Below are 22,534 nucleotides of genomic sequence, written 5' to 3' on the forward strand. Positions count from 1 at the left end.
GACAGTGCGTTTCCGTGGCGTCGTGTTTCTTCAAGCCGGGCGGGGCCCGTGCTCGTAGCGTCGAGGTATGGACACGAACGAGAACACGAACGAGAAGCAGACGCATACGAAGTCCCTGGGCGCGCTGCTCGCCGCGGCCGTCTCCCGTGCCGTCCCGGTCGTCACCGGTATCGAGGACAAGGCCCTCGATGCCCCCACGCCGTGCGCGGACTACGACGTGAGGGCCCTGGCCAACCACCTTCTCCACGTGGTCGTCGAGTTCCAGAAGCTCGCGGTGAAGCAGGACTCCGACTTCTCCTCGCCGCCGGACTACGTGGCGGAGGCCGGCTGGCGGGAGCGGTTCGCGCGTGAGGCGGAGGCGCTGGTCGAGGCCTGGTCCACGCCCGGGGCGGAGGAGGGGACGACCGGGGCGCTGAACATGCCGGCGCGGACCGTGGGCGGGATGGCGCTGCTGGATCTGACCGCGCACGCGTGGGATCTGGCGCGGGCGACCGGCCAGGAGTACGGGGCCGATCCGGCGGTGGTGGCGGAGCTCACGGAGGTCGTGGAGCGGCTCGCGCCGACGGGCCGGGAGATGGGGGTGTTCGGGGCGGCCGTGCCGGTGGGCGCGGACGCGGATCCGCTCGCTCGTCTGCTGGCTGCCACGGGCCGGGATCCGTACGGGAAGTAGGTGGCGACGGCGTCGGGGAATAGCGCGCGACCGTGCACCGTTCCGGAGGTATAGTTGAAGCGTCAACAACCTGCGGAAGGTGAGCAAGGTGAGCAGCATGCAGTTCGGGATCTTCACCGTCGGTGACGTCACCGTGGACCCGACGACCGGACGCGCGCCGAGCGAGCACGAGCGCATCAAGGCGATGCTCGCCATCGCGCAGAAGGCGGAGGAGGTCGGCCTGGACGTCTTCGCCACCGGTGAGCACCACAACCCGCCGTTCGTCCCGTCCTCGCCGACGACGATGCTCGGCCACATCGCGGCCCGCACCGAGAACCTGATCCTGTCCACGTCGACGACGCTGATCACCACGAACGACCCGGTGAAGATCGCCGAGGACTTCGCGATGCTGCAGCACGTCGCGGATGGCCGGGTCGACCTGATGATGGGCCGCGGCAACACCGGCCCGGTCTACCCGTGGTTCGGCAAGGACATCCGGGACGGCATCGACCTCGCCATCGAGAACTACGCGCTGCTGCGCCGCCTCTGGGACGAGGACGTCGTGACGTGGAAGGGCAAGTTCCGTACGCCGCTCCAGTCGTTCACGTCGACGCCGCGTCCGATGGACGGAGTCGCGCCCTTCGTGTGGCACGGCTCCATCCGCTCGCCGGAGATCGCCGAGCAGGCCGCGTACTACGGCGACGGCTTCTTCCACAACCACATCTTCTGGCCGGCCTCCCACACCAAGCAGATGGCGAACCTGTACCGGCAGCGCTACGCCCACTACGGGCACGGCACGCCGGAGCAGGCGATCGTGGGCCTCGGTGGCCAGGTGTTCATGCGGAAGAACTCCCAGGACGCGGTGCGCGAGTTCCGCCCGTACTTCGACAACGCGCCGGTGTACGGGCACGGTCCGTCCCTCGAGGAGTTCACGTCGCAGACGCCGCTGACGGTCGGTTCGCCGCAGGAGGTCATCGAGCGGACGCTGTCCTTCCGTGACTACGTGGGCGACTACCAGCGCCAGCTGTTCCTGATGGACCACGCGGGGCTGCCGCTCAAGACGGTCCTGGAGCAGCTCGACCTGCTGGGCGAGGAGGTCGTGCCGGTGCTGCGCAAGGAGTTCGCGAACAAGCGGCCGGCGAATGTGCCGGATGCGCCCACGCACGCGGCCCGTGTCGCCGCCAAGTCGGCCGGTTCTGGTTCTGGTTCTGAAGGGAGTTCGAAGTGAAGCTCGTCGTCGTGTCGGCGGGGCTGAGTGCTCCGTCGTCCACGCGGCTGCTGGCCGATCGGCTGGCCGCCGCGACCACGGAGCGCGTGGACGCGGAGGTCGAGGTGCTCGAACTGCGTGACTACGCCACGGAGATCGCCCAGCACTTCGTGACCGGGTTCCCGCCGGTCCGGCTGGCCGCCGCGCTCGATGCGGTGGCGGCGGCGGACGGGTTGATCGCGGTGACCCCGGTCTTCTCGGCTTCGTACAGCGGCCTGTTCAAGTCGTTCTTCGACCTGATCGACAAGGACGCGCTGACAGGGAAGCCGGTGCTCGTCGGCGCGACCGGCGGCACGGCCCGCCACTCGCTCGTGACCGAGCACGCACTGCGCCCGCTCTTCACGTACCTCCGGGCCGTCGTCCTCCCGACCGCCGTGTACGCGGCGTCGGAGGACTGGGGCGAGGAGGGCCTTGCCGCTCGTATCGCGCGGGCGGGTGGGGAGTTGGCGCGGTTCATGGGACCTTCCGCGTCGTCCCCCGACGTGGACACGGCGTCGGCGATCGCCCCGCGCTCACTGCACGGCGCGATCACGTCCGTGGACCCGGAGGACGGCTTCGAGGTCGTCCCCTTCGCGGAACGCCTGGAGGCGCTGCGGGTCGGCTGACGCCGCGGTTCTGGTGGGGCGGGACCGGTTCCGTATCGGGGCCGGTGCCCGCCGTCCTCGTTGCGCGGCACCGGAGCGCCGCCTTGCCCACCCTGCCGCCCCAGGCGGCAGATTGCCCAAGTCGGCGGCGGTCGACCGCAGTGGGCGGGAGCCGTCCTTGCGGTCACGGACCCAAGGCGGGTGCGGTCGACCGTTATGGGCGGGGACGGGGCCATCGGCGGCGGCTGGGCAAATCAAGCCCCGCCTGTGGACGATAGCCCGCGGGGTCCGGGGCGGAGCCCCGTGGCGTAGGCAACACCCGGTCACCGCACCGCGAGCCGCACCCGCCTCTCCGCCCGCGCGCCCAGCTTCTGCCAGGACCGCCGGTGGCGGGAGGCGTGGAGGTCGGTGAAGAGGGACTCGTAGCGGGTCACGATCGGCTCCGGGTCGTAGCGGTGCGCGGAGGCGAGCGCCGCCGCGCCCATTTTGCGGCGGGCCGGCTCGTCCTCGATGAGGTCCATGACCGACTCCGCGAGCGCGCTCGCGTTACCCACGGGCACGAGCCGCCCGTCGACACCGTCCGTGATGATCTCGGCGGGACCGAGCGGCGCGTCCGTGGACACGACGGGTACGCCGCAGCGCATCGCCTCGACCAGCGTCATCCCGAAGGACTCCGCGTCCGAGGCGCTCACCACGATCGACGCCCGCGCGAACTCCGGCTCGATCGGCGACACCGTCCCCATGAGGTGGGCCCGGCCGCGCAGCCCGAGCTCGTCAACGAGGGCCCGCAGACGGGGTTCCTGCCGGCCGCCGCCGTAGATCCGCAGCTCCCAGTCCGGATGCTTCGCCGACACCGCGGTGAAGGCCTCCAGGAGCAGGTCGTATCGCTTGCCGCGGGCGAGCCGGCCCGCCGCGGCGATGATCTTCGAGCTGCCGTCCGAGGGCGGCACGGCGGCCGGCGGCACGATGTTCGGCACGCAGAGGATCCGCACGCCGGGCAGCCGCATCCTGGCCCGGTACACCTCCGCGTCCTCCTCCGTGACCGTGACCAGGGCGTCCAGCGCCTGGTAGCGCCGGGCGACGGTCTCGAGCAGCTTGCCGCTGTGCGCGTCGTGCCGCAGGTGTTCCTGCGCGATCCGCAGCGCCCGCTTCGGCCCCCACTGGGCGAGGTAGACGTTGAGCCCGGGCCGCGTCCCGATGACGACGTCGGCCTCGCACCGCTCCTCCAGGTAGGCGCGTACGCGAACGTCGTGCAGGAGCGAATACTGCTTGTACCGCTTGTCGGTCGCGGGGTAGTCCCGGGACGGCTCGTCGTACGCGGGGTCGCGGGTGTCGGACGTCTCCGCTCGGATGTCCACCAGCGGTACGAGGGTGATCCGCGGGTCGACCGGGAAGCGTGGGGTCTCCCGGTGCCGGGAGAGCGACACGATCTCCACCTCGTGGCCGCCGTGCTCGATGAGCGCGGTGGCGAGGTTGAGCGTGGTGCGCGCCGTGCCGCCGACGGCGTACACGTTGTGCAGCAGGAACGCGATCTTCATGTGCCCATGCCTTCCCCGGAAGGCGTGCGCCGCGGATGGGAGCCGGTGAAGAAGCCCTTCGGCGGACCACCGAACAGGCGACCCTCCGACGCCCCGGCGCTGGCCGTGCTGCCCACCATGCCGCCCGCCGTGCCGCCCGCGCGCCACCCGCCGGGGAGGACCCGTGGCGCTCTGTCGGGCGGGCGTCCTGGCCGACATCATGGCGTCATGCGCTTCTCGGTCAACATTCCGAACTTTGGTGACTTCGCCGACGCCCACACCGTCGCCCGCACGGCCGTCGCGGCCGAACAGGCGGGCTGGGACGGCCTGTTGCTGTGGGACCACGTCGTGCACGACAAGAAGGTGCGGCGCGGCAAGCCCTTCGGCGACCCCTGGATGCTGCTCACGGCGGCGGCCCTGGCCACGTCCCGGATCAAGGTCGGCACGCTCGTCGCGGCGGTGCCCCGTTACCGGCCCGAGCAACTCGCCCGCCAGGTCGCCACGTTGGACGCGCTCAGCGGCGGCCGCGTCGTGTTCGGTGCCGGTCTCGGTGGTCCCGTCGACGACGAGTACGGCGACTTCGGGGACACCGTCGACCGGATCGTGCACGCCGAACGCCTCGACGAGGGTCTGGACTTGCTCGCCCGGTACTGGTCGGGCGGGACGGTGGACCACGACGGTGCCCACTTCCGCGTACAGGAGACGCAGCTGTTGCCCGCGACCGCACAGCAGCCCCGCCCGCCCGTCTGGATCGGCGGCTTCTGGCCGGCCCGCCCGCCGATGCGCCGCGCGGCCCGCTGGGACGGCGCGGCCCCCTTGTTCGCCGACGCCCTGCACGGTGTGCCGCCGCGCCCCGAGCAGTTCGCGGACGTCGTCCGTTACGTGAACGAGCACCGGGAGTCCGCCGAGGGGCCCTTCGACTTCGTCGTCGGCGGGCTCACGCCGCCCGGCAAGGCGGCCGCGCTCGACGTCATCGGCCCGCTGGCCGACGCGGGCGCCACCTGGTGGGACGAGCGGCAGTTGCAGACGGGCGGGACGATCGACTCGTACGAGGCCGTGCTGCGAAGGATCGAGGCGGGTCCGCCGGTGCTGTAGGGGCGGCGGAGGCTCAAAGATCCGGCGGCCCAAGGGCCCAAGGATCCGACGGCTCAAAGATCCGAAGACCCAAAGCCCCGACCGGCGTACTGCCTACGGCCACACCAGGCAGTACGCCTGATGCCCCGCATCGTGCAGACGGTGGCTGAAGTCCTGCCACTCGTGCAGCAGTTGGTACACGTTGAACGCGTCGCGCGGGCCGCCGCGATCGGGGACCGTGGACCAGATGAACGCCGCGGCGCCGACGGACTCCTCGCCGACGCCGCGCAGCGGGTCGACGACCGTCATGGGGAGCTTGACCACCGCGTAGTCGGGGTGGAGGACGACGAGTTCCAGGGGCGGGACCTTGTGCAGGGGTATGCCCTCTATGCCGGTGAGGACCATCGCGGCCATCGTCTCCGGCTTGATCTTGGTGAACATGCCGCCCATGCCCAGCTCGTCACCGCCGAGCTCCTCGGGGCGCATGGAGATCGGGACGCGGGCGGCCGTCGCGCCGTCAGGCGCGCCGAAGTATTTGTACGTCACCCCCACCCGGCCACCATTCCCGATGTCCCCGTCCGTGATGTCTCTGGCCGTAATGTCCCTGGCCGTGATGTCCCTGGCCTCTTCGCCCTCTTCGCGCCGGTGCTTCCCCCGCCGGGCACGCCGGGGGCCCAGGTCGCCGGTCCCCTCGCCCAGTCCGCCACCGCGATGCATATCTCCACCCGACTGCTGTTCTCCAGGGCGTGAAGCCCTTTTCTAGGCCGCGCGACCGCCTACGCGCAACCCGATCATCGTGTCAGTGACCTCCCCCACGGTCCCCCGCCGAAACGTGTCGGCGCGGTATCGCGCGAGGCAGAGTCTAGAGTCCCCGCGGGTCCACGCGCCGGGGCGCGCGAGGGTGGGCCGTACGCTGAGAGGTATGGCAGAGGCGAACAACACTCCCTATCCCTATGAGGCACCCGCGTCGCAGGGGCTTTTCGACCGTGCGGAAGCGGTGACGCCCGGTGGCGTGAACTCGCCCGTGCGCGCGTTCCGTGCGGTGGGCGGAACGCCCCGGTTCATGGTGTCCGGTAACGGTCCGTATCTCACCGATGCCGACGGCCGCGAGTATGTCGACCTCGTGTGCTCGTGGGGGCCGATGATCCTCGGCCATTCCCACCCCGAGGTCATCGCGGCCGTGCAGGAGGCCGTCTCGCGCGGCACCTCCTTCGGTACGCCGGGCGCGGGTGAGGTCGAGCTGGCCGAGGAGATCGTCCGGCGGATCGACCCCGTCGAGCAGGTGCGCCTCGTGTCCTCCGGCACCGAGGCGACCATGTCGGCGATCCGGCTCGCCCGCGGGTTCACCGGGCGCGCCAAGGTCATCAAGTTCGCCGGGTGCTACCACGGTCACGTCGACGCGCTGCTCGCCGCCGCCGGTTCCGGCGTCGCCACGCTGGGCCTGCCGGACACCCCGGGTGTCACGGGCGCGCAGGCCGGCGACACGATCGTGCTGCCGTACAACGACATCGAGGCCGTGCGTGCCGCGTTCGCCGCGCACCCCGGCGAGATCGCCTGCGTGATCACGGAGGCCTCGCCCGGCAACATGGGCGTCGTGCCGCCGAAGGCGGGCTTCAACCAGGGGCTCAAGGACGTGTGCGCCGAGAACGGCGCGCTGTACGTCTCCGACGAGGTGATGACCGGCTTCCGTACGTCGAAGGCCGGCTGGTTCGGCGTCGATGGCGTCGTGCCCGACCTGCTGACGTTCGGCAAGGTCATGGGTGGTGGCTTCCCGGCCGCCGCGTTCGGTGGCCGCGCCGATGTCATGGCGCACCTCGCCCCGGCCGGTCCCGTCTACCAGGCGGGCACGCTGTCCGGTAACCCCGTCGCCACCGCCGCCGGTGTCGCCCAGCTGCGGCTGCTCGACGACGCCGCGTACGACAAGGTGAACGCGACCAGTGAGCAGCTGCGCGGCCTGGTGAGCGAGGCGCTCACCAAGGAGGGCGTCGCGCACCGCGTGCAGAACGCCACGAACATGTTCACCGTGTTCTTCACGGAGAACGAGGTGACGAACTACGAGGACGCGAAGGGGCAGGACGCCTTCCGCTTCGGCCCGTTCTTCCACTCGATGCTGGAGCAGGGCGTGTACCTTCCGCCGTCGGCCTTCGAGTCCTGGTTCGTCTCGACGGCCCACGACGAGCGGGCGATCGAGCGCATCGCGGCCGCGCTGCCCGCCGCCGCCCGCGCCGCCGCCGAGGCCACCGCATGAGCGCCCCGAAGTCGGGCGACGACATCACCGTCGTCCACGTGATGCGCCACGGCGAGGTGCACAACCCGGAGGGGATCCTGTACGGGCGCCTCCCCGACTACCACCTCTCCGAGCTCGGCCGGCGGATGGCCGACCGGGTCGCCGAGCACCTCACCTCGCGCGACATCACGCACGTCGTGGCGTCCCCGCTGGACCGGGCGCAGGAGACGGCGACGCCGATCGCGAAGTCGCACGGCCTCGACCTGGACAGCGACGAGCGGCTCATCGAGGCGGGCAACGTCTTCCAGGGCAAGACCTTCGGCGTCGGCGACGGCGCGCTGAAGAACCCGGACAACTGGAAGCACCTGGTCAACCCGTTCAAGCCGTCCTGGGGCGAGCCGTACATCGACCAGGTCGTGCGGATGATGGGCGCCTTGGACGCCGCGAAGGATGCCGCGCGCGGGCACGAAGCCGTGTGCGTCAGCCACCAGCTGCCCATCTGGATCGTGCGGAGTTACGTCGAGAAGCGGCGCCTGTGGCACGACCCGCGCAAGCGGCAGTGCACGCTCGCCTCGCTGACGACGTTCACGTACCAGGGCGACAAGATCGTGTCCGTGGGCTACACCGAGCCCGCCCGCGACCTCGTTCCCGCGCATCTCCTGGCCGGCGCGAAGCCGGTGAAGGGGAAGGACAAGGCCTTCGGGGCCTGATCCCGGGCAACGACCACGCGAAGGGCCGCCGTCAACCCGGCGGCCTTTCGCGTACCCCTTCAAATCACCGCAAAACAGGACCGTTTACCGGAACCCGCGTGTTCCTCATGCCCTCTTCCGGGGCGCCCCTGTGAATGGGGCAGCGTGAGGAATGGGGACGACGGAATGCGGGACGTGAGTCGCAGGGGACTGCTCGGACTCGGTGCGGGCGCGGCGAGCGGGGCGCTGCTCGCCGGATGCGGTACGGGCGGTGCCCCGACGGTCACTTCACCGGGGCACGGCAGGCCGGGGCCGCAGGGGCGGACGCCCGACCGGCCCATCGGCGACGGCTCGACGGCGTACACCGGAAGGCAGCCGCGGCAGCCCGGCAGGCCCGAGCGGCTCGAACCCGGCCAGAAGCCACCGCAGTTCGTGGTCTTCTCCTGGGACGGCGCGGGCGAGGTGGGCAACGGGCTCTTCCCGCGCTTCCTGAAGCTCGCCGAGGACCACGGCGCGCACATGACCTTCTTCCTCTCGGGCCTGTATCTGCTGCCCGAGTCGAAGAAGCGGCTCTACCGTCCGCCGAACAATCCCGTCGGCGCCTCCGACATCGGCTATCTGACCGACGCCCACATCAAGGAGACCCTGAAGTACGTCCGCCGCGCCTGGCTCGAAGGGCACGAGATCGGCACGCACTTCAACGGGCACTTCTGCGCGGGATCCGGCTCCGTCGCCAACTGGACGCCCGCGCAGTGGCGCGACGAGATCGACCAGGCGACGTCCTTCGTAAAGAAGTGGCGTACGAACACGGGCTGGAAGGACCTGCCCGCGCTGCCCTTCGACTACGACAAGGAACTCGTCGGCGGCCGCACGCCCTGTCTGCTCGGTCAGAACAGCCTGCTGCCCACCGCCCGCGAACTCGGCTGGCGCTACGACGCGTCCTCGCCCGGTGGCGTCCAGCGCTGGCCGCACAAGCGGCTCGGGATCTGGGACCTGCCGCTGCAGGCCGTCCCGTTCCCCGGCCGGAGCTTCGAGGTCCTGTCGATGGACTACAACATGCTGGCCAACCAGTCCCTCAACTCCACGCGGGCGCCCGCCGCCAACTACCCGGGCTGGCGCAAGCAGTCCGCACAGGCGTACATCCAGGGATTCAAGCGGGCATACGAGACGAACCGGGCGCCGTTCTTCATCGGCAACCACTTCGAGGAGTGGAACGGCGGCATCTACATGGACGCCGTCGAGGACGCGCTGAAGCACATCGCGGCCACCGCCGAGACCCACCGTGACGTGCGGCTCGTCTCCTTCCGGCAGTTCGTCGACTGGCTCGACGCGCAGGACCCGGAAACGCTGGCGAAGCTGCGTACGCTCGATGTGGGACAGCAGCCGTCCGAAGGCTGGCGCAAGTTCCTCGCAAACCCCTCCTGAAGTGGGCTTTTCCCACCGTGAGGGGGGTGCGGAAGATCCCCTAAACAGACATGCGAAACTTTTCACATGAGTGCCGCCTCCCGCACCCCCCGCACCACCGCGACGAAGCGCCGCGCCGCCCAGCTGACCGTAGGAGCCGCCGTGGCGGCCCTCGCGCTGACGGCCTGCGGCTCCGGCGGTACGTCGGGCGGCGGCAACAACACCAACTTCGTCACCGGGTCCGGCGGCATCGCCACGGTCAAGAAGGGCGAGCGCCACAACGCCCCCTCCCTGACCGGCAAGGACCTCGAGGGCAAGCAGCTCGACATGTCCGACTACAAGGGCAAGGTCGTCGTCCTCAACGTCTGGGGCTCCTGGTGCCCGCCGTGTCGCGCCGAGGCGCCGAACTTCGTGAAGGTCGCCAAGGACACCGATAAGCAGGACGTCCAGTTCCTCGGCATCAACACCCGGGACACCAGCACAGGCCCGGCCAAGAAGTTCGAAGAGAACTACGACGTCCCGTACCCGAGCTTCTACGACCCGACGGGCCGGCTCCTTCTCAAGTTCGACAAGGGCACGCTCAACCCGCAGGCCATCCCCTCGACGATCGTCGTCGACCGCGAGGGAAAGATCGCCGCGCGTTCGCTCAAGCCACTCAGCGAGAAGGCCCTGCGCAAGATGGTCGCGCCGGTCATCGCGGAGAAGTGAGCGAAGGTGAGCTCCTCCCTCGTCACACTCGCCGTCGGTGACACCGTCACCGACGGTGCGCTCCTCCTGGCCGTCCCCGTGGCTCTGCTCGGCGGCCTGGTCTCCTTCTTCTCCCCGTGCGTGCTGCCCCTCGTACCCGGCTATCTGTCGTACGTGACCGGCATCACCGGCACCGATCTGATGGAGCAGCGGCGGGGCCGGATGGCGGCGGGCGCGAGCCTGTTCGTCCTCGGGTTCACCGCCGTCTTCGTCTCCGGCGGCGCCCTGTTCGGCTTCTTCGGCCAGACGCTCCAGGAGTACCAAGGGGTGCTGAGCAAGGTGCTCGGCGGCCTCATGATCGCCATGGGGATCTTCTTCATGGGCTTCATGCCCTGGATGACGCAGCGGGAGTTCCGCTTCCACAAGAAGCCCGCCGCCGGTCTGGCCGGAGCCCCGGTCCTCGGCGCGCTGTTCGGCATCGGCTGGACCCCCTGCATCGGCCCGACCCTCGCCTCCGTGATCGGCCTCTCCTCGGTGCAGAGCACCGCCGGCCGCGGGGCCATACTGACCATCGCGTACTGCCTCGGCCTCGGCGTGCCCTTCGTGCTCGCCGCGATCGCCTTCCGCAAGGCGCTCGGCGCGTTCGGCTGGGTCAAGCAGCACTACACGTGGGTGATGCGCATCGGCGGCATCATGATGATCCTGACCGGAGTTCTGCTGCTCACGGGTGCGTGGGACGCGCTCGTGGGGCAGATGCGGACCTGGTCCACCGGCTTCCAGGTGGGAATCTGATCCATGAGCAACACGACCGACGACGTGCAGACCGGTGGCGATCCCACTGAGCTCGAAGCCGCGTCCCAGCTGAGCACGGCCCCCCAGGAGGACCGTTCGCCCAACCTGCCCCGGCTCGGAGTCATCGGCTGGGTCCGCTGGTTCTGGCGGCAGCTCACCTCGATGCGGGTCGCCCTGATCCTGCTGTTCCTGCTCTCCCTCGGCGCCATCCCCGGCTCGCTGATCCCGCAGCAGGGCACGGACCCGACCAAGGTCGACACCTTCCGCAAGGCACACGACACGCTCGCGTCGATCTACGACAAGATCGGCTTCTTCCACGTCTACAGCTCGGTGTGGTTCTCCGCGATCTACCTGCTGCTGTTCATCTCGCTCATCGGCTGCATCGTGCCGCGCACCTGGCAGTTCGTCGGGCAGCTGCGCGGCCGCCCGCCGGGCGCTCCCAAGCGGCTCACCCGGCTGCCCGCGTACGCGACGTGGCGCACCGAGGCGGAGCCCGAGCAGGTGCGCACCGCCGCCCTCGCGATGATGAAGAAGCGCCGCTACCGCGCGCACGTCGCAGGGACCGCGGTCGCGGCCGAGAAGGGCTATCTGCGCGAGGTCGGCAACCTCGCCTTCCACATCGCGCTGATCGTGATGCTGGTCTCCTTCGCCTGGGGCCAGCTGTTCAAGTTCGAGGGCGGCAAGCTCGTCACCGAGGGCGACGGGTTCGCCAACACGCTCACCCAGTACGACGACTTCAAGTCCGGCAACCTCTTCGACAGCGACAACGACCTGTCGCCGTTCAGCTTCACCCTCGACAAGTTCACGGCCACGTACGAGCGCACGGGCCCCGAGAAGGGCACCCCGCGCACGTTCCGCGCGAACGTCAGCTACACCGAGGGCTCGGGCGACAAGACGAAGCAGACCAAGATCGAGTCCAACCACCCGCTGGACATCGACGGCACCAAGATCTTCCTCAACGGGCACGGCTACGCGGTCCCCATCACGGTCCGCGACGGCAAGGGCAAGGTCGTCTCGAAGCAGACCGTGCCGATGCTGCCGATCGACTCCAACATCTCCTCGCAGGGCGCCATCAAGGTGATGGACGGCTACAAGAACGCGAAGGGCAAGAAGGAACAGCTGGGCTTCGCCGCCTGGTTCGTGCCGACGTTCGCGGGCGCGGGCAAGGGCACGATGCTCTCCCAGTTCCCCGCGCTCGACTATCCCGTCCTCGCGCTGAACGCGACGCACGGCGACCTCGGCGTCGACGCCGGCCTTCCGCAGAACGTGTACCAGCTGGACACCTCGCACATGAAGGCCTTCAAGGACTCCAAGGGCAAGGCGCTCAAGCAGCGGCTGCTGCCCGGCGAGACGATGAAGCTGCCCAACGGGGCGGGCTCCATCACGTTCGACAAGGACATCAAGGAATGGGTCACCTTCCAGATCTCCCACCAGCCCGGTGACACCTGGGCACTGGGCGGCGCCATCGCCGCGATCTTCGGTCTGGCCGGCTCCCTGTTCATCCAGCGCCGCCGCGTCTGGGTGCGCGCCGTCGAGGGCCCCGACGGGGTGACCGTCGTCGAGATGGCGGGCCTCGGCCGCAGCGAGTCCGCGAAGCTGCCGGAGGAGCTCGGCTCCTTGGTCGAGCAGCTGCACAGCAAGGCGCCGAGCGCGCCCGAACCCACTGAAACCTCCGCATCAACCACCGCTGTTCCTGCCGCCGAAGGGGCTGAGAAGTGACTCTCGCCGCCGCAGTCAACGAGAACCTGGCTCACACCAGTAACGTCCTCATCTACTCGTCGATGGCCGTCTATCTGCTCGCGTTCTTCGCGAACATGGCCGAGTGGATCTTCGGTAGCCGCAGCAAGGTCGGCCGAACCGCCGCCGCGCTGACCGGCACGGCCGAGGAGAAGGCGGCGGCCGCCGCGCCGGCCGTCACGGTCAACAAGAAGGGCGGCACCGCCGTCCTCGACCGGCCGAAGGTCGTGACCCGAGCGGCGGCCGGCGCGCGTGACGTGCCGGACGGCCCCGGCGCCGCCGCCGGAGACGAGAAGGGCGACCTGTACGGGCGCATCGCCATCTCCCTCACGGTGCTCGCCTTCGTCATCGAGTTCGGCGGCGTGCTCACGCGCGCGCTCTCGGTGGAGCGGGCCCCGTGGGGCAACATGTACGAGTTCAGCATCACCTTCTCCACCGTCGCCGTGGCCATCTACCTGGTCCTGCTGGCGCTGAAGAAGAACGTGCGCTGGCTCGGACTGCCCCTGGTCATCACGGTCCTGCTTGACCTCGGTCTCGCCACCACCGTGCTGTACACGTCCAGCGACCAGCTGGTGCCGGCGCTGCACTCGTACTGGCTGTACATCCACGTCTCGACGGCGATCTTCTGCGGCGCGGTCTTCTACGTCGGCGCGGTCGGCACGATCCTGTACCTCTTCAAGGACTCCTACGAGAACAAGCTGGCGAGCGGCGGCACCCCCGGCCGCTTCGCGACCTCCGTCATGGAGCGGCTGCCCGCCTCGCAGTCCCTGGACAAGTTCTCCTACCGCGTGAACGCGGCCGTCTTCCCGCTGTGGACGTTCACGATCATCGCGGGCGCCATCTGGGCGGGCGACGCGTGGGGCCGCTACTGGGGCTGGGACCCCAAGGAGACCTGGTCGTTCATCACCTGGGTCGCCTACGCGGCGTACCTGCACGCCCGCGCGACCGCCGGCTGGAAGGGCCGCAAGGCCGCCTACCTGGCGCTGATCGCGTTCGGCTGCTGGATCTTCAACTACTACGGCGTGAACATCTTCGTCACAGGCAAGCACTCGTACGCCGGGGTGTGAGCCGCATCGCTTCGTGAAAGGCCGGTCCTGCGGGGCCGGCCTTTCACGTACGCGCGTCAGCCCACCGTGATGGCGTCCAGCTTTCCGCGCAGGTACGCGTGCGAATCCACCGGCTCGTACGCGACGCGGCCCTTCGGGGCGGGGAGTGGTTCGACGGTCGTGCCGGGGTCGCACTCGTAGAAGTAGACGAGCGACATGAGTTCCTCGGCGGGCGCGTCCGCCGGTGGCGGTAGGACGCGGTGCCGGCCGGAGCGCCAGCGGTCGCCGGTCCAGCGGGCCATCAGATCACCGATGTTGATGGTGAAGGCGTCCGGGTCGTACGGGGCGTCCTCCCAGCCCCCGTCATCGGTGAACACCTGGAGGCCGCCCTTCCCGGCCTGCCGGTCGAGGACCGTCACCGTGCCGAAGTCGGTGTGCGGGCCGATCCGGAACTGGCCGGGCTCCGGGGCGCCGACGACCTCCGTGCCCGGGTACCAGTTGATGTTGAAGCCCCAGGTGGGGTGCGCGGTGTGGCGGGTGAAGAAGTCGGCGGGCTCGTCGAGGGCGGCCGCGAGGAGTTCGAGCAGCCGGTCGGAGAGCGTCCGCATCTGCTCCAGGTACGTCTCCACGAGCGCGCGCAGTTGCGGCGACTCGGCAGGGAAGACGTTCTCGCCCGACCATTCGGCGCGCACCGCCGGGTCGTCGAAGGGCGTCGCCGTGGCGAAGGACAGCGACTCCTTCAGGTCGGGCGGCGTCTCGGTGCCCTCGGCGTAGCCGTTGGCCTCGGCGCCCGGGCCGAGCCAGCCGCGTCCGCCGACCTGCACGCTGTACGGCTCCTTCACCGGCGTCGGCATACGGAAGAACCCACGGGCCGCGTCCCGGATCCGGGTGCGCAGCGCCGGGTCGACGCCGTGCCCGGTGACCAGCAGGAACCCGGCGGTGCGCAGCGCGTCGTCCACGGTGGCGGCGATCGCGGCGCGGGCCTGCGGGTCGCCGGACATCCACGGCAACAGGTCGATGGTCGGAATGCGCGGCGCGGCGCCGGGGGAAGCGGTCATGCGGTCCACTCTCGCGGCGCGGAAACACCGGGGCAACGTGCGGGGCGTACTGTCCCGGCCGTTCCTACCCCGACGTCGTCGGCTGCGTCGTGCGGGCGTTCGCGGTGAGGGGATGCCGGTGACGCCGGAGTTCTCCGTCGCGGACGCGGTGGCGGGGCACCGGCTGGTGGGTTCGCGTACGAGCACGGGCAAGCTGCTGCTGCGGGTGCTCCCCACCGGCGTGTGTGAGGAGCGGTATCCGGGCCTGGCGGCGGGTGGGCCAAAACCAGCTTTGCCCTGGCCCGGGAGGCGGCGGGGGCCGGTCCGGCCAAATCTGGCCCCGGCGACGGGTGAGAGCAAATTGAGCCCCTGCGGCGGGTGGGCAAATCCAGCCCCGCCTTTCGGACGAGAGCCCGCGGGGTCCGGGGCGGAGCCCCGTGGCGTGGGACGGGGTGGGGGTGGTCGGTGTCGGCGCCCGGCGCCGGGGTGCCGCCTTGCCCACCCTGCCGCCCCAGGCGGCAGATTGCCCAAGGCGGCGGCGGTCGACCGAAACGGGCGGGGAGCTGCTCCAAGCGGCGTGCGCGGCCCGTGTCGTAGGGGCCGGGCGGGCCGGTCAGGGGGCCAGTGAGCGCCAGATCCTCTCCGACAGGACGCGCGCGGCCTGATCGAGGTCGGTCTCGTGCGTCCCGGCGAGCCAGCCGCGCGCGAGGCCGACGACCGGGCCGAGCACCAAGGCCTCGATGAGCGGCCCGGGCAGCGGGGCGATCGCGCCGGATTCGACGTGCTGCCGCATCCACTCGGTGAGCGGCGAGAGCCGGGCCTCCTGCGCGTCGCGCAACTGGCGGGCCTGCGCCATCCCCAGCCGGTCGGCGTACGAGGAGTGCAACAGGCGGGAGGCGTCGGGGTGTTCGCGGATGAAGCGCAGATACGATTCGACGATCGCCTGGATCCCCGTGCGCGGCGTGCGGGAGCGTTCGAGGGCCGCGGTGAGTTCGTCGAGGAACCGGCCCAGCCAGCGCAGCAACAGCGCCTGCATCAGCCCGTCGACGCTGCCGAAGTGGTGGTACAGGCTCCCCGGACTCGCCCCGCCCGTCCGCGTCAGGGAGCTGACGGTGATGCCCTGCTCGCCGGCGTCCGCGTAGACGCGCAGCGCGGCATCGAGGAGGCGGTCGACGGTTTCCGCGCCGCGCAGTTGCTTGGGGCTCATGACGACGACCAGCCTAAGGCACCTCCCGGGGCTGTGTTTCTATAGTGAATTTCTAGAAATTCACTCCAGTTCAGTAAGGTGCTGAGCCACACTGATCACCCTGGTCGAGGCCGTCGAGCGGCACGGGGGACCGCTCGACGGCCCGGCCTGTGGTGGCGGCTTGATCAGCCCACCCGCAGCAGCAGCTTGCCCGTGCTGGTGCGGGAACCCATCAGGAGGTGGGCCTCCGGCGCCTCCGTGAGGGGGAATTCCGCTGTCACCGGGAGTTCGACGCCCGGTACCGCGAAGGCGCGTTCGGCGAGTGATCGCAGTTCGGTGGGGGCGGTCCGGGCGAGGCCGAGGATGGAGAAGCCGGCCACGGAGAGGCCCGTCGGGTACAGCTCGGGCTGGCCGACCTGCCACGCGGGCGCGGACGACGCGTTGCCGAAGGACACGAGCCGCCCGAACACCGCGAGCGCCTCCCGCGTCTCCCGGAGCGTCTCGCCGCCCACCGGGTCCAGAGCCAGATCGACCCCGCGCCCGCCCGTCAACTCCCGTACCGCGGCGCCGAATCCATCGGCCAGGACCACATGGTCGTACCCGTACCCCTTCGCGTACGCGGCCTTCGCTTCGCTCGACACGACGCCGATCACCCGCCCCGCGCCCGCCGCCCGCGCCAACTGCCCGGCCACCGTGCCGACTCCGCCCGCCGCACCCTGCACGAGAACGGTCTCGCCGGAGCGCAGCCGCCCCACCGAGTGCAGCAGCGCGTACGCCGTCGGCAGCACGGTCGGCAGCGTCGCGGCCGTGCGCAGCGACAGGCCGTCGGGGAGCGGGAAGGTGGTGACGGCGTCGGCGACGACCACCTCCGCGTAGCCGCCGGAGGTGGTGAGCGCGGCGACCTCCTGGCCGACCGCGAGCCCCTCGACCCCCGCCCCCAGGGCGCGTACGCGGCCGGAGACCTCCAGGCCGGGGGAGTACGGCAGCGCGTCCACCCGGTAGCCCTCCGCGCGGGCCTTGAGGTCGGCGAAGTTCACCCCGGCGTACGCGACATCGATGCTCACCCGGCCGGGCCCGGGCTCCGGCACCGCCACGTCCTCCGCCACCCGCAGGACCTCGGGCCCGCCGTACTCCTCGAACCGCACCGCTCGCATGGCACACGCCTTCCGTCGTCCGAGAAGAACCGACCGGTGTTCGCCGCTCGACGAACACCAACGGCTCAGACTGTACGACGCGCGGCGAACACTCGGCAAGTGGTCGCGTACACCACCGCGCTCACCACGAAGCCGACCAGACACGTCACGTCGCCGAGCGAGGGCCAGTGCCGCGCCGCCCACCCCGCGTACTGCTCCTGGTTCGAGAAGAGCGGGACGGAGACCGCGATGCCCGCCAACAGGGCTGCGAAGCCCGGCCAGTTGGAGAATCCGGGGTTGCCGAGGCGGCCGGCGAGGTCGGCCCCGGGTGCGCGTCGCGAGCGCCACCGCTCCGTGAGCACCACGCCCAGCCATGGGCCGATCCAGTACGCGATCACCAGCAGGAACGCCTCGTACGCGTGCCCCGCGTCGGAGAGCGAGGACCACGCCGCTGCCGTGCCCGCGAGACCCGTCAGGACGACCAGCGTGCTGCGGCCGAGCCACCGCGGCAGCCGCAGGCCGATGGAGGTGATCGACATGGAGGACGAGTAGATGTTGAGGGCGTTCGCCGAGATCGCGCCCAGGATGATCGCCACGAGCACCAAGTGGCCGAGCCAGGACGGGAGATGGCCGGTGAACGCGGCCGTGGGCGTCGCGTCCGCCGGCGCGGCGATCGTCGCCGACGCCGCGCCGGTCAGTGCCACGACCGAGACGGACAGGAACATGCCGAGCGCCGGGTACAGCACCGTACGGAAGCGGTTCGCGGTGCGCGGCAGATAGCGCGAGTAGTCCGAAGCGTTCGGGTTCCAGCCCGCCGCGTACCCCCACGCCGAGCTGAACGCGAGCAGGAAGCCGCCGATGCCGCCCCCGCCACCGGCCGCCGACAGGTCCGCCTCGCCGAACGTCCAGACGCCCGCCACGAGGAAGACGACGGCGAGCACCGGGAACGCGTACCGCTCGAAGGTGTGCACGAAGTTGTGGCCGATGAAGCCGATGACGATCTCGGCGGCGACGACCACGAGCAGCGAGGGCAGCGGCCGCAGACCGGTCAGCGTGTTCAGGGCGAACGCGGCGCTCACACTGTTCACGGCGAACCAACCGACGCCCGCCACCAGGGCGTTGACCCCCGCGGGCAGCGCGTTGCCGCGGAAGCCGAAGGCGAGGCGCCCGATCGCCATCTGCGGCACGCCGAACCGCGGACCGTCCAGCGACAGGATCCCCTGCGTCAGCGCGCCGAGCGCGGTGCCGAGCAGCAGGGCCGCGGCCGCCTGCCAGAAGCTGAGGCCGAAGAAGAGTACGGAGATCACGCCGATGTAGACCGTCGCGAACTCGATGTTCGGCGAGGCCCAGGTCCACAGCAGCTGCCGTGGACCGCCGTGCCGTTCGGCGTCGGGGATCGGCTCCGCCCCGGCCGTCTCCACGGCGACGATCTTGTCGCCGTAGGCGGGAGGCGAGGGGGACGTGCTGGTGGGAGTGGTGCCCGGGGCGGTCGTCATGCCCCCTGAGTGTCCGGGTGCGGAGCGGTCCCGCACAGGGGCGCACTGTCCGCTTCAGGGGGCGCGCCGGCGTACAACTTGTACGCGCCCTGCACCGTCACGCGCCTTACGCCGTCACGCGACTTTCACCGGCAACGGCTCATTCGCCGATGTCCTCGTTCCACAGCTGCGGCTTCGCCGCGATGAAGTCCTCCATCATGGCGACGCACTCGGGGTCGTCGAGCAGCACGATCTCGACGCCGTGCTCGGCGAGCCAGTCGTGCCCGCCGTGGAAGGTGCGCGCCTCACCGACCACCACGCGCGAGATCCCGAACTGCCGCACCAGACCCGAGCAGTACCAGCAGGGGCTGAGCGTGGTCACCATCGTGGTGCCCTTGTACGTGCGCTGCCGCCCGGCGTTGCGGAACGCGTCGGTCTCCCCGTGCGAGGACGGGTCGGCGTCCTGTACACGCCGGTTGTGGCCGCGGCCGAGGAGCTTGCCGTCGGCGGAGTACAGGGCGCCGCCGATCGGGATGCCGCCCTCCGCGAGGCCGGCCCTCGCCTCCTCCACGGCGGTGGCGAGCCAGGTGCGGGCGAGATCGAGATCCATGGTGCTCATTCGTCCTTTTTGTCGTCGTCCTTCAGGGACCGCAGGAATTCGGGGTTGTCGTCGGGCGCGACGAACTTCGTGCTGCCGCCACCCGTGGGGGTGCGGCGCGGCCTGCCCACCACCAGCCAGGCGATCGGTCCGAGCAGGACCTCGCCGAACAGCAGGATGATGATGACCCACACCACCTTGGGCAGCTTGCGCACCTCTTTTTCCGGGGTGTTCAGGCAGTCGATGAACGCGTAGATCCAGAGCGCCAGGACCAACAGGAAGGGCAAGTAGCGCAGCATGGTGTCGCGATCCCCCAAGGAACGGAACGGGGCGTACTGGGCCCCCGGTGACTCGGCCAGGTTAACGGTTGCCCGATACTGGAACGCATGGCTTACGACGATCTTCGCTCCCTGCTCAGGGCTCTGGAGCGCGAGGGCGACCTGAAGCGCATCAAGGCCGAGGTCGACCCGTACTTGGAGGTCGGTGAGATCGTCGACCGGGTGAACAAGGCCGGCGGCCCCGCCCTCCTCTTCGAGAACGTGAAGGGCGCGTCGATGCCCCTTGCGATGAACGTGTACGGCACCGACCGGCGCCTGCTCAAGGCGCTCGGCCTCAAGTCGTACGACGACATCAGCGACAAGATCGGCGGCCTGCTGAAGCCGGAGCTGCCGCAGGGCTTCGTCGGCATCCGCGAGGCGTTCGGCAAGCTCGGCGCGATGACGCACGTACCGCCGAAGAAGGTGAAGTCGGACGCGGCCCCCGTGCAGGAGGTCGTGCTGCAGGGCGAGGACGTCGACCTCGACAGGCTGCCGGCGCTGTTCACCTGGCCGGAGGACGGCGGCTCCTTCTTCAACCTGGGGCTCACCCACACCAAGGACCCCGAGACGGGCATCCGCAACCTCGGGCTCTACCGCCTGCAGCGCCACGACAAGCGCACCATCGGCATGCACTGGCAGATCCACAAGGACAGCCGGAACCACTACCAGGTGGCCGCCAAGCGGGGCGAGAAGCTGCCCGTCGCCATCGCCTTCGGCTGCCCGCCGGCGGTCACGTACGCGTCGACGGCGCCGCTGCCCGGCGACATGGACGAGTACATGCTGGCCGGGTTCATCCAGGGCAAGCGCGTCGAGATGGTCGACTGCAAGACGGTGCCGCTGCAGGTCCCGGCCAACGCCGAGGTCGTCATCGAGGGCTGGCTGGAGCCGGGCGAGATGCTCCCGGAGGGCCCCTTCGGGGACCACACCGGCTTCTACACGCCGCAGGAGCCGTTCCCGGCGCTGAAGATCGACTGCGTGACGATGCGCAAGCGCCCGCTGATCCAGTCGATCGTGGTCGGCCGCCCGCCGACGGAGGACGGCCCGCTGGGAAGGGCCACGGAACGCTTCTTCCTCCCCCTCCTCAAGGTGATCGTCCCGGACATCGTGGACTACCACCTGCCGGAGTCCGGCGGCTTCCACAACTGCGCGATCGTCTCGATCGACAAGAAGTACCCGAAGCACGCCCAGAAGGTCATGTCCGCGATCTGGGGCGCGCACATGATGTCGCTGACGAAGCTCATCGTCGTCGTCGACTCCGATTGCGACGTCCACGATCTTCATGAAGTCTCGTGGCGCGCGCTCGGGAACACGGACTACGCCCGTGACCTGACCGTGGCCGAGGGGCCGGTCGACCACCTCGACCACGCCTCGTACCAGCAGTTCTGGGGCGGCAAGGCGGGCATCGACGCGACGAAGAAGTGGCCCGAGGAGGGCTACACGAGGGACGGAGGGTGGCCCGAGATGGTCGTCTCCGACCCCCGTACGGCGGCCCTCGTGGACCGTCGTTGGAAGGAGTACGGACTCTCGTGACCAGCGCTTCAGCAGCAATCCCGCAGCAGCCGGGACGGACCAAGGCGTTTCTGCGCCTGGTCATGATCGAGCACTCGGTCTTCGCGCTGCCCTTCGCCTACATCGCCGCCCTCACGGCGATGTTCCAGCTGGACGAGAACATCCACTGGGGCCGACTCCTCCTGGTCACCATCTGCATGGTGGGCCTGCGGACGTTCGCGATGGCGGCGAACCGGATCATCGACCGCGAGATCGACGCCCGTAACCCGCGCACCGCGCACCGCGAACTGGTGACGGGCGCGGTGTCCGTGAAGTCGGCCTGGACCGGCGCGCTGATCGCCCTGGTCGTCTTCCTGGCCTCGGCGGCGCTCCTGAACCCGCTCTGCCTGGCGCTCGCGCCCATCGCGGTGATCCCGATGGTCGTCTACCCGTACGGCAAGCGGTTCACGAACTTCCCGCAGGCGATCCTGGGCCTCGCCCAGGCGATGGGCCCGATCGGCGCGTGGATCGCGATCACGGGCGAGTGGTCCTGGACGGCCGTCATCCTCGGTCTCGCGGTCGGCATCTGGATCGGCGGCTTCGACCTGATCTACGCCTGTCAGGACGTGGAGACGGACCGCGAGGTCGGCGTGAAGTCGGTCCCGGCGCGCTTCGGTATCCCCGGCGCGATCTGGGGCGCGCGCGTCTGCCACACCCTCACGACGGCCCTGTTCGTCTGGTACGCCCTGGCCACCGACGCGGGCACCTTCTTCTGGGTCGGCCTCGTGATCGTCGCAGGCGCGTTCCTCTACGAGCACTCGATCGTGAAGCCCCACGACCTGTCCCGCCTGAACCGGGCGTTCTTCCAGGTCAACGGCTTCATCGGCATCGCACTCTTCGTGTGCGCCCTGCTCGACCTGCTGGTGCGGGGGCTGACGGTCTAGGACTGCTGGGCCGATGGGCGGCGGCGGAACAGGAACGCCGCCGCCACACCCGCGGTCAGCCCGATCAGGTGGCCCTGCCAGCTCACCCCGTCGTTCGTGGGGGAGAGGCCCGCCAGGAACGACGTGCCCCAGTACGCGGCTATGAGGACGCCGACGATGATGCCGAGCGGGCGGCGCTCCACGAAGCCGGACAGGACGACGAAGGCGAACAGGCCGAATATCAGGCCCGAGGCGCCCGCCGTGTTCGTGTGGGACGGGGCCACAAGCCACACCCCGAGGCCGTCCGCGACGACGATCAGGGCGCAGGCCAGGAAGAAGCGGCGCAGCCCGCCGAGCGCCGCGACGAATCCGAGGACCAGCAGGGGTATCGAATTCGCCGCGACGTGGGCGAAGCCGAAGTGGATGAAGGACGCCGGGACGACGTCGATCAACTCGGAAGGCTCGCGCGGCTGGATGCCGAAGGTGTCCAGGGCGTTGCCCGATGCCGCGTCGATCACTTCGATGAGCCAGAGCAGGGCCACCCAGGCGAGCATCACCTTGCCCGCCGTCAGTGCCCGCTCACGCCTCGGCCGCCGCAGGACCGCCGCCCGGCCCGATCCGTCGTCGTACGTCATCCCAGCCCCCGCCCGTCATGGAAAGAACGCTCACCGCCCCTGCTCAAGTTCCCCCGCAGGGCCGCCGGA

At 70.2% G+C, this 22,534-nt stretch carries 21 protein-coding genes and 1 pseudogene; 13 read left to right on the plus strand and 9 right to left on the minus strand.

What is annotated here, in order from left to right:
• Positions 1-67: 67 nt before the first annotated feature.
• From OG746_RS07750 to OG746_RS07760, 3 genes are all read left to right on the plus strand, one after another.
• Positions 68-670, plus strand: coding sequence for a TIGR03086 family metal-binding protein (locus tag OG746_RS07750; protein ID WP_266712804.1), 603 nt, complete (start codon positions 68-70; stop codon positions 668-670).
• A 97-nt stretch (positions 671-767) separates the two neighbouring features.
• Complete coding sequence (locus OG746_RS07755; RefSeq protein ID WP_266718775.1) at positions 768-1,877, plus strand: LLM class flavin-dependent oxidoreductase; 1,110 nt, start codon at positions 768-770, stop codon at positions 1,875-1,877.
• Positions 1,874-2,521, plus strand: a complete 648-nt coding sequence (locus OG746_RS07760; RefSeq protein WP_266712806.1) for a CE1759 family FMN reductase — start codon at positions 1,874-1,876, stop codon at positions 2,519-2,521. The genes OG746_RS07755 and OG746_RS07760 overlap by 4 nt, the downstream gene beginning before the upstream one ends.
• A gap of 302 nt (positions 2,522-2,823) precedes the next feature.
• Here the strand turns inward: OG746_RS07760 and OG746_RS07765 are convergent, their stop codons facing one another.
• Positions 2,824-4,038, minus strand: coding sequence for a glycosyltransferase family 4 protein (locus tag OG746_RS07765; protein ID WP_266712808.1), 1,215 nt, complete (start codon positions 4,036-4,038; stop codon positions 2,824-2,826).
• Positions 4,039-4,245: 207 nt separating this feature from the next.
• Here OG746_RS07765 and OG746_RS07770 point away from each other — a divergent pair, with 207 nt between their 5' ends.
• On the plus strand, positions 4,246-5,112 hold the full coding sequence (locus tag OG746_RS07770; RefSeq protein ID WP_266712810.1) for an LLM class flavin-dependent oxidoreductase: 867 nt from the start codon (positions 4,246-4,248) through the stop codon (positions 5,110-5,112).
• 93 nt (positions 5,113-5,205) lie between these two features.
• On the opposite strand, the gene OG746_RS07775 is transcribed toward OG746_RS07770, so the two are convergent.
• Complete coding sequence (locus OG746_RS07775) at positions 5,206-5,808, minus strand: hypothetical protein (protein WP_266712812.1); 603 nt, start codon at positions 5,806-5,808, stop codon at positions 5,206-5,208.
• A gap of 205 nt (positions 5,809-6,013) precedes the next feature.
• Between OG746_RS07775 and hemL the strand changes: the two genes are divergently transcribed.
• The 7 genes from hemL to ccsB all read left to right on the plus strand — a co-directional run bounded on the left by hemL (position 6,014) and on the right by ccsB (position 13,694).
• A complete protein-coding gene (hemL, locus tag OG746_RS07780; RefSeq protein WP_266712814.1) occupies positions 6,014-7,339 on the plus strand; it encodes a glutamate-1-semialdehyde 2,1-aminomutase in 1,326 nt (441 codons plus the stop codon).
• On the plus strand, positions 7,336-8,028 hold the full coding sequence (locus OG746_RS07785; protein ID WP_266712816.1) for a histidine phosphatase family protein: 693 nt from the start codon (positions 7,336-7,338) through the stop codon (positions 8,026-8,028). Before hemL ends, OG746_RS07785 begins: the two co-directional genes overlap by 4 nt.
• A gap of 165 nt (positions 8,029-8,193) precedes the next feature.
• On the plus strand, positions 8,194-9,432 hold the full coding sequence (locus tag OG746_RS07790) for a polysaccharide deacetylase family protein (protein WP_266712818.1): 1,239 nt from the start codon (positions 8,194-8,196) through the stop codon (positions 9,430-9,432).
• A gap of 66 nt (positions 9,433-9,498) precedes the next feature.
• On the plus strand, positions 9,499-10,119 hold the full coding sequence (locus OG746_RS07795) for a TlpA family protein disulfide reductase (protein ID WP_266712820.1): 621 nt from the start codon (positions 9,499-9,501) through the stop codon (positions 10,117-10,119).
• 6 nt (positions 10,120-10,125) lie between these two features.
• The gene (locus OG746_RS07800; RefSeq protein WP_266712822.1) at positions 10,126-10,890 is read left to right on the plus strand and encodes a cytochrome c biogenesis CcdA family protein; all 765 of its coding nucleotides are present in this window, start codon (positions 10,126-10,128) and stop codon (positions 10,888-10,890) included.
• Positions 10,891-10,893: 3 nt separating this feature from the next.
• The gene (gene resB, locus OG746_RS07805; protein ID WP_266712824.1) at positions 10,894-12,609 is read left to right on the plus strand and encodes a cytochrome c biogenesis protein ResB; all 1,716 of its coding nucleotides are present in this window, start codon (positions 10,894-10,896) and stop codon (positions 12,607-12,609) included.
• Positions 12,606-13,694: a c-type cytochrome biogenesis protein CcsB gene (gene ccsB / locus OG746_RS07810; RefSeq protein WP_266712826.1), complete on the plus strand. Its 1,089-nt coding sequence runs from the start codon at positions 12,606-12,608 to the stop codon at positions 13,692-13,694. The genes resB and ccsB overlap by 4 nt, the downstream gene beginning before the upstream one ends.
• A gap of 56 nt (positions 13,695-13,750) precedes the next feature.
• Here ccsB and OG746_RS07815 read toward each other — a convergent pair whose 3' ends face one another.
• From OG746_RS07815 to OG746_RS07840, 6 genes and pseudogenes are all read right to left on the minus strand, one after another.
• Positions 13,751-14,731, minus strand: a complete 981-nt coding sequence (locus OG746_RS07815; protein WP_266712828.1) for an isopenicillin N synthase family dioxygenase — start codon at positions 14,729-14,731, stop codon at positions 13,751-13,753.
• A gap of 592 nt (positions 14,732-15,323) precedes the next feature.
• Positions 15,324-15,917 carry a TetR/AcrR family transcriptional regulator gene (locus OG746_RS07820; RefSeq protein ID WP_266712830.1) on the minus strand — a complete coding sequence of 198 codons (594 nt, stop codon included), beginning with the start codon at positions 15,915-15,917 and terminating at the stop codon, positions 15,324-15,326.
• A 164-nt stretch (positions 15,918-16,081) separates the two neighbouring features.
• Positions 16,082-17,050 (minus strand): quinone oxidoreductase family protein, encoded by a 969-nt coding sequence (locus OG746_RS07825; protein ID WP_266712832.1) that lies wholly within the window; start codon positions 17,048-17,050, stop codon positions 16,082-16,084.
• Between the two features lie 65 nt (positions 17,051-17,115).
• On the minus strand, positions 17,116-18,525 hold the full coding sequence (locus OG746_RS07830) for a purine-cytosine permease family protein (RefSeq protein ID WP_266712834.1): 1,410 nt from the start codon (positions 18,523-18,525) through the stop codon (positions 17,116-17,118).
• A gap of 139 nt (positions 18,526-18,664) precedes the next feature.
• Entirely contained in the window at positions 18,665-19,114 is a 450-nt protein-coding gene (locus OG746_RS07835; RefSeq protein WP_266718776.1) for a nucleoside deaminase, read from the minus strand.
• Positions 19,115-19,122: 8 nt separating this feature from the next.
• Positions 19,123-19,401, minus strand: a pseudogene (locus OG746_RS07840) (PLDc N-terminal domain-containing protein); the annotation flags it as partial.
• An 87-nt stretch (positions 19,402-19,488) separates the two neighbouring features.
• Between OG746_RS07840 and OG746_RS07845 the strand changes: the two are divergent.
• Together OG746_RS07845 and mqnP are read left to right on the plus strand one after the other, a co-directional pair.
• Entirely contained in the window at positions 19,489-20,949 is a 1,461-nt protein-coding gene (locus OG746_RS07845) for a menaquinone biosynthesis decarboxylase (protein ID WP_266712838.1), read from the plus strand.
• Positions 20,946-21,851, plus strand: coding sequence for a menaquinone biosynthesis prenyltransferase MqnP (gene mqnP, locus OG746_RS07850; protein WP_266712840.1), 906 nt, complete (start codon positions 20,946-20,948; stop codon positions 21,849-21,851). Before OG746_RS07845 ends, mqnP begins: the two co-directional genes overlap by 4 nt.
• On the opposite strand, the gene OG746_RS07855 is transcribed toward mqnP, so the two are convergent.
• Entirely contained in the window at positions 21,848-22,465 is a 618-nt protein-coding gene (locus OG746_RS07855) for a rhomboid family intramembrane serine protease (protein WP_266712842.1), read from the minus strand. The two genes, mqnP and OG746_RS07855, sit on opposite strands and share 4 nt — an antisense overlap.
• Positions 22,466-22,534: the final 69 nt, after the last annotated feature.

The sequence above is a fragment of the Streptomyces sp. NBC_01016 genome (genome assembly GCF_026341035.1).
Classification (GTDB): domain Bacteria; phylum Actinomycetota; class Actinomycetes; order Streptomycetales; family Streptomycetaceae; genus Streptomyces.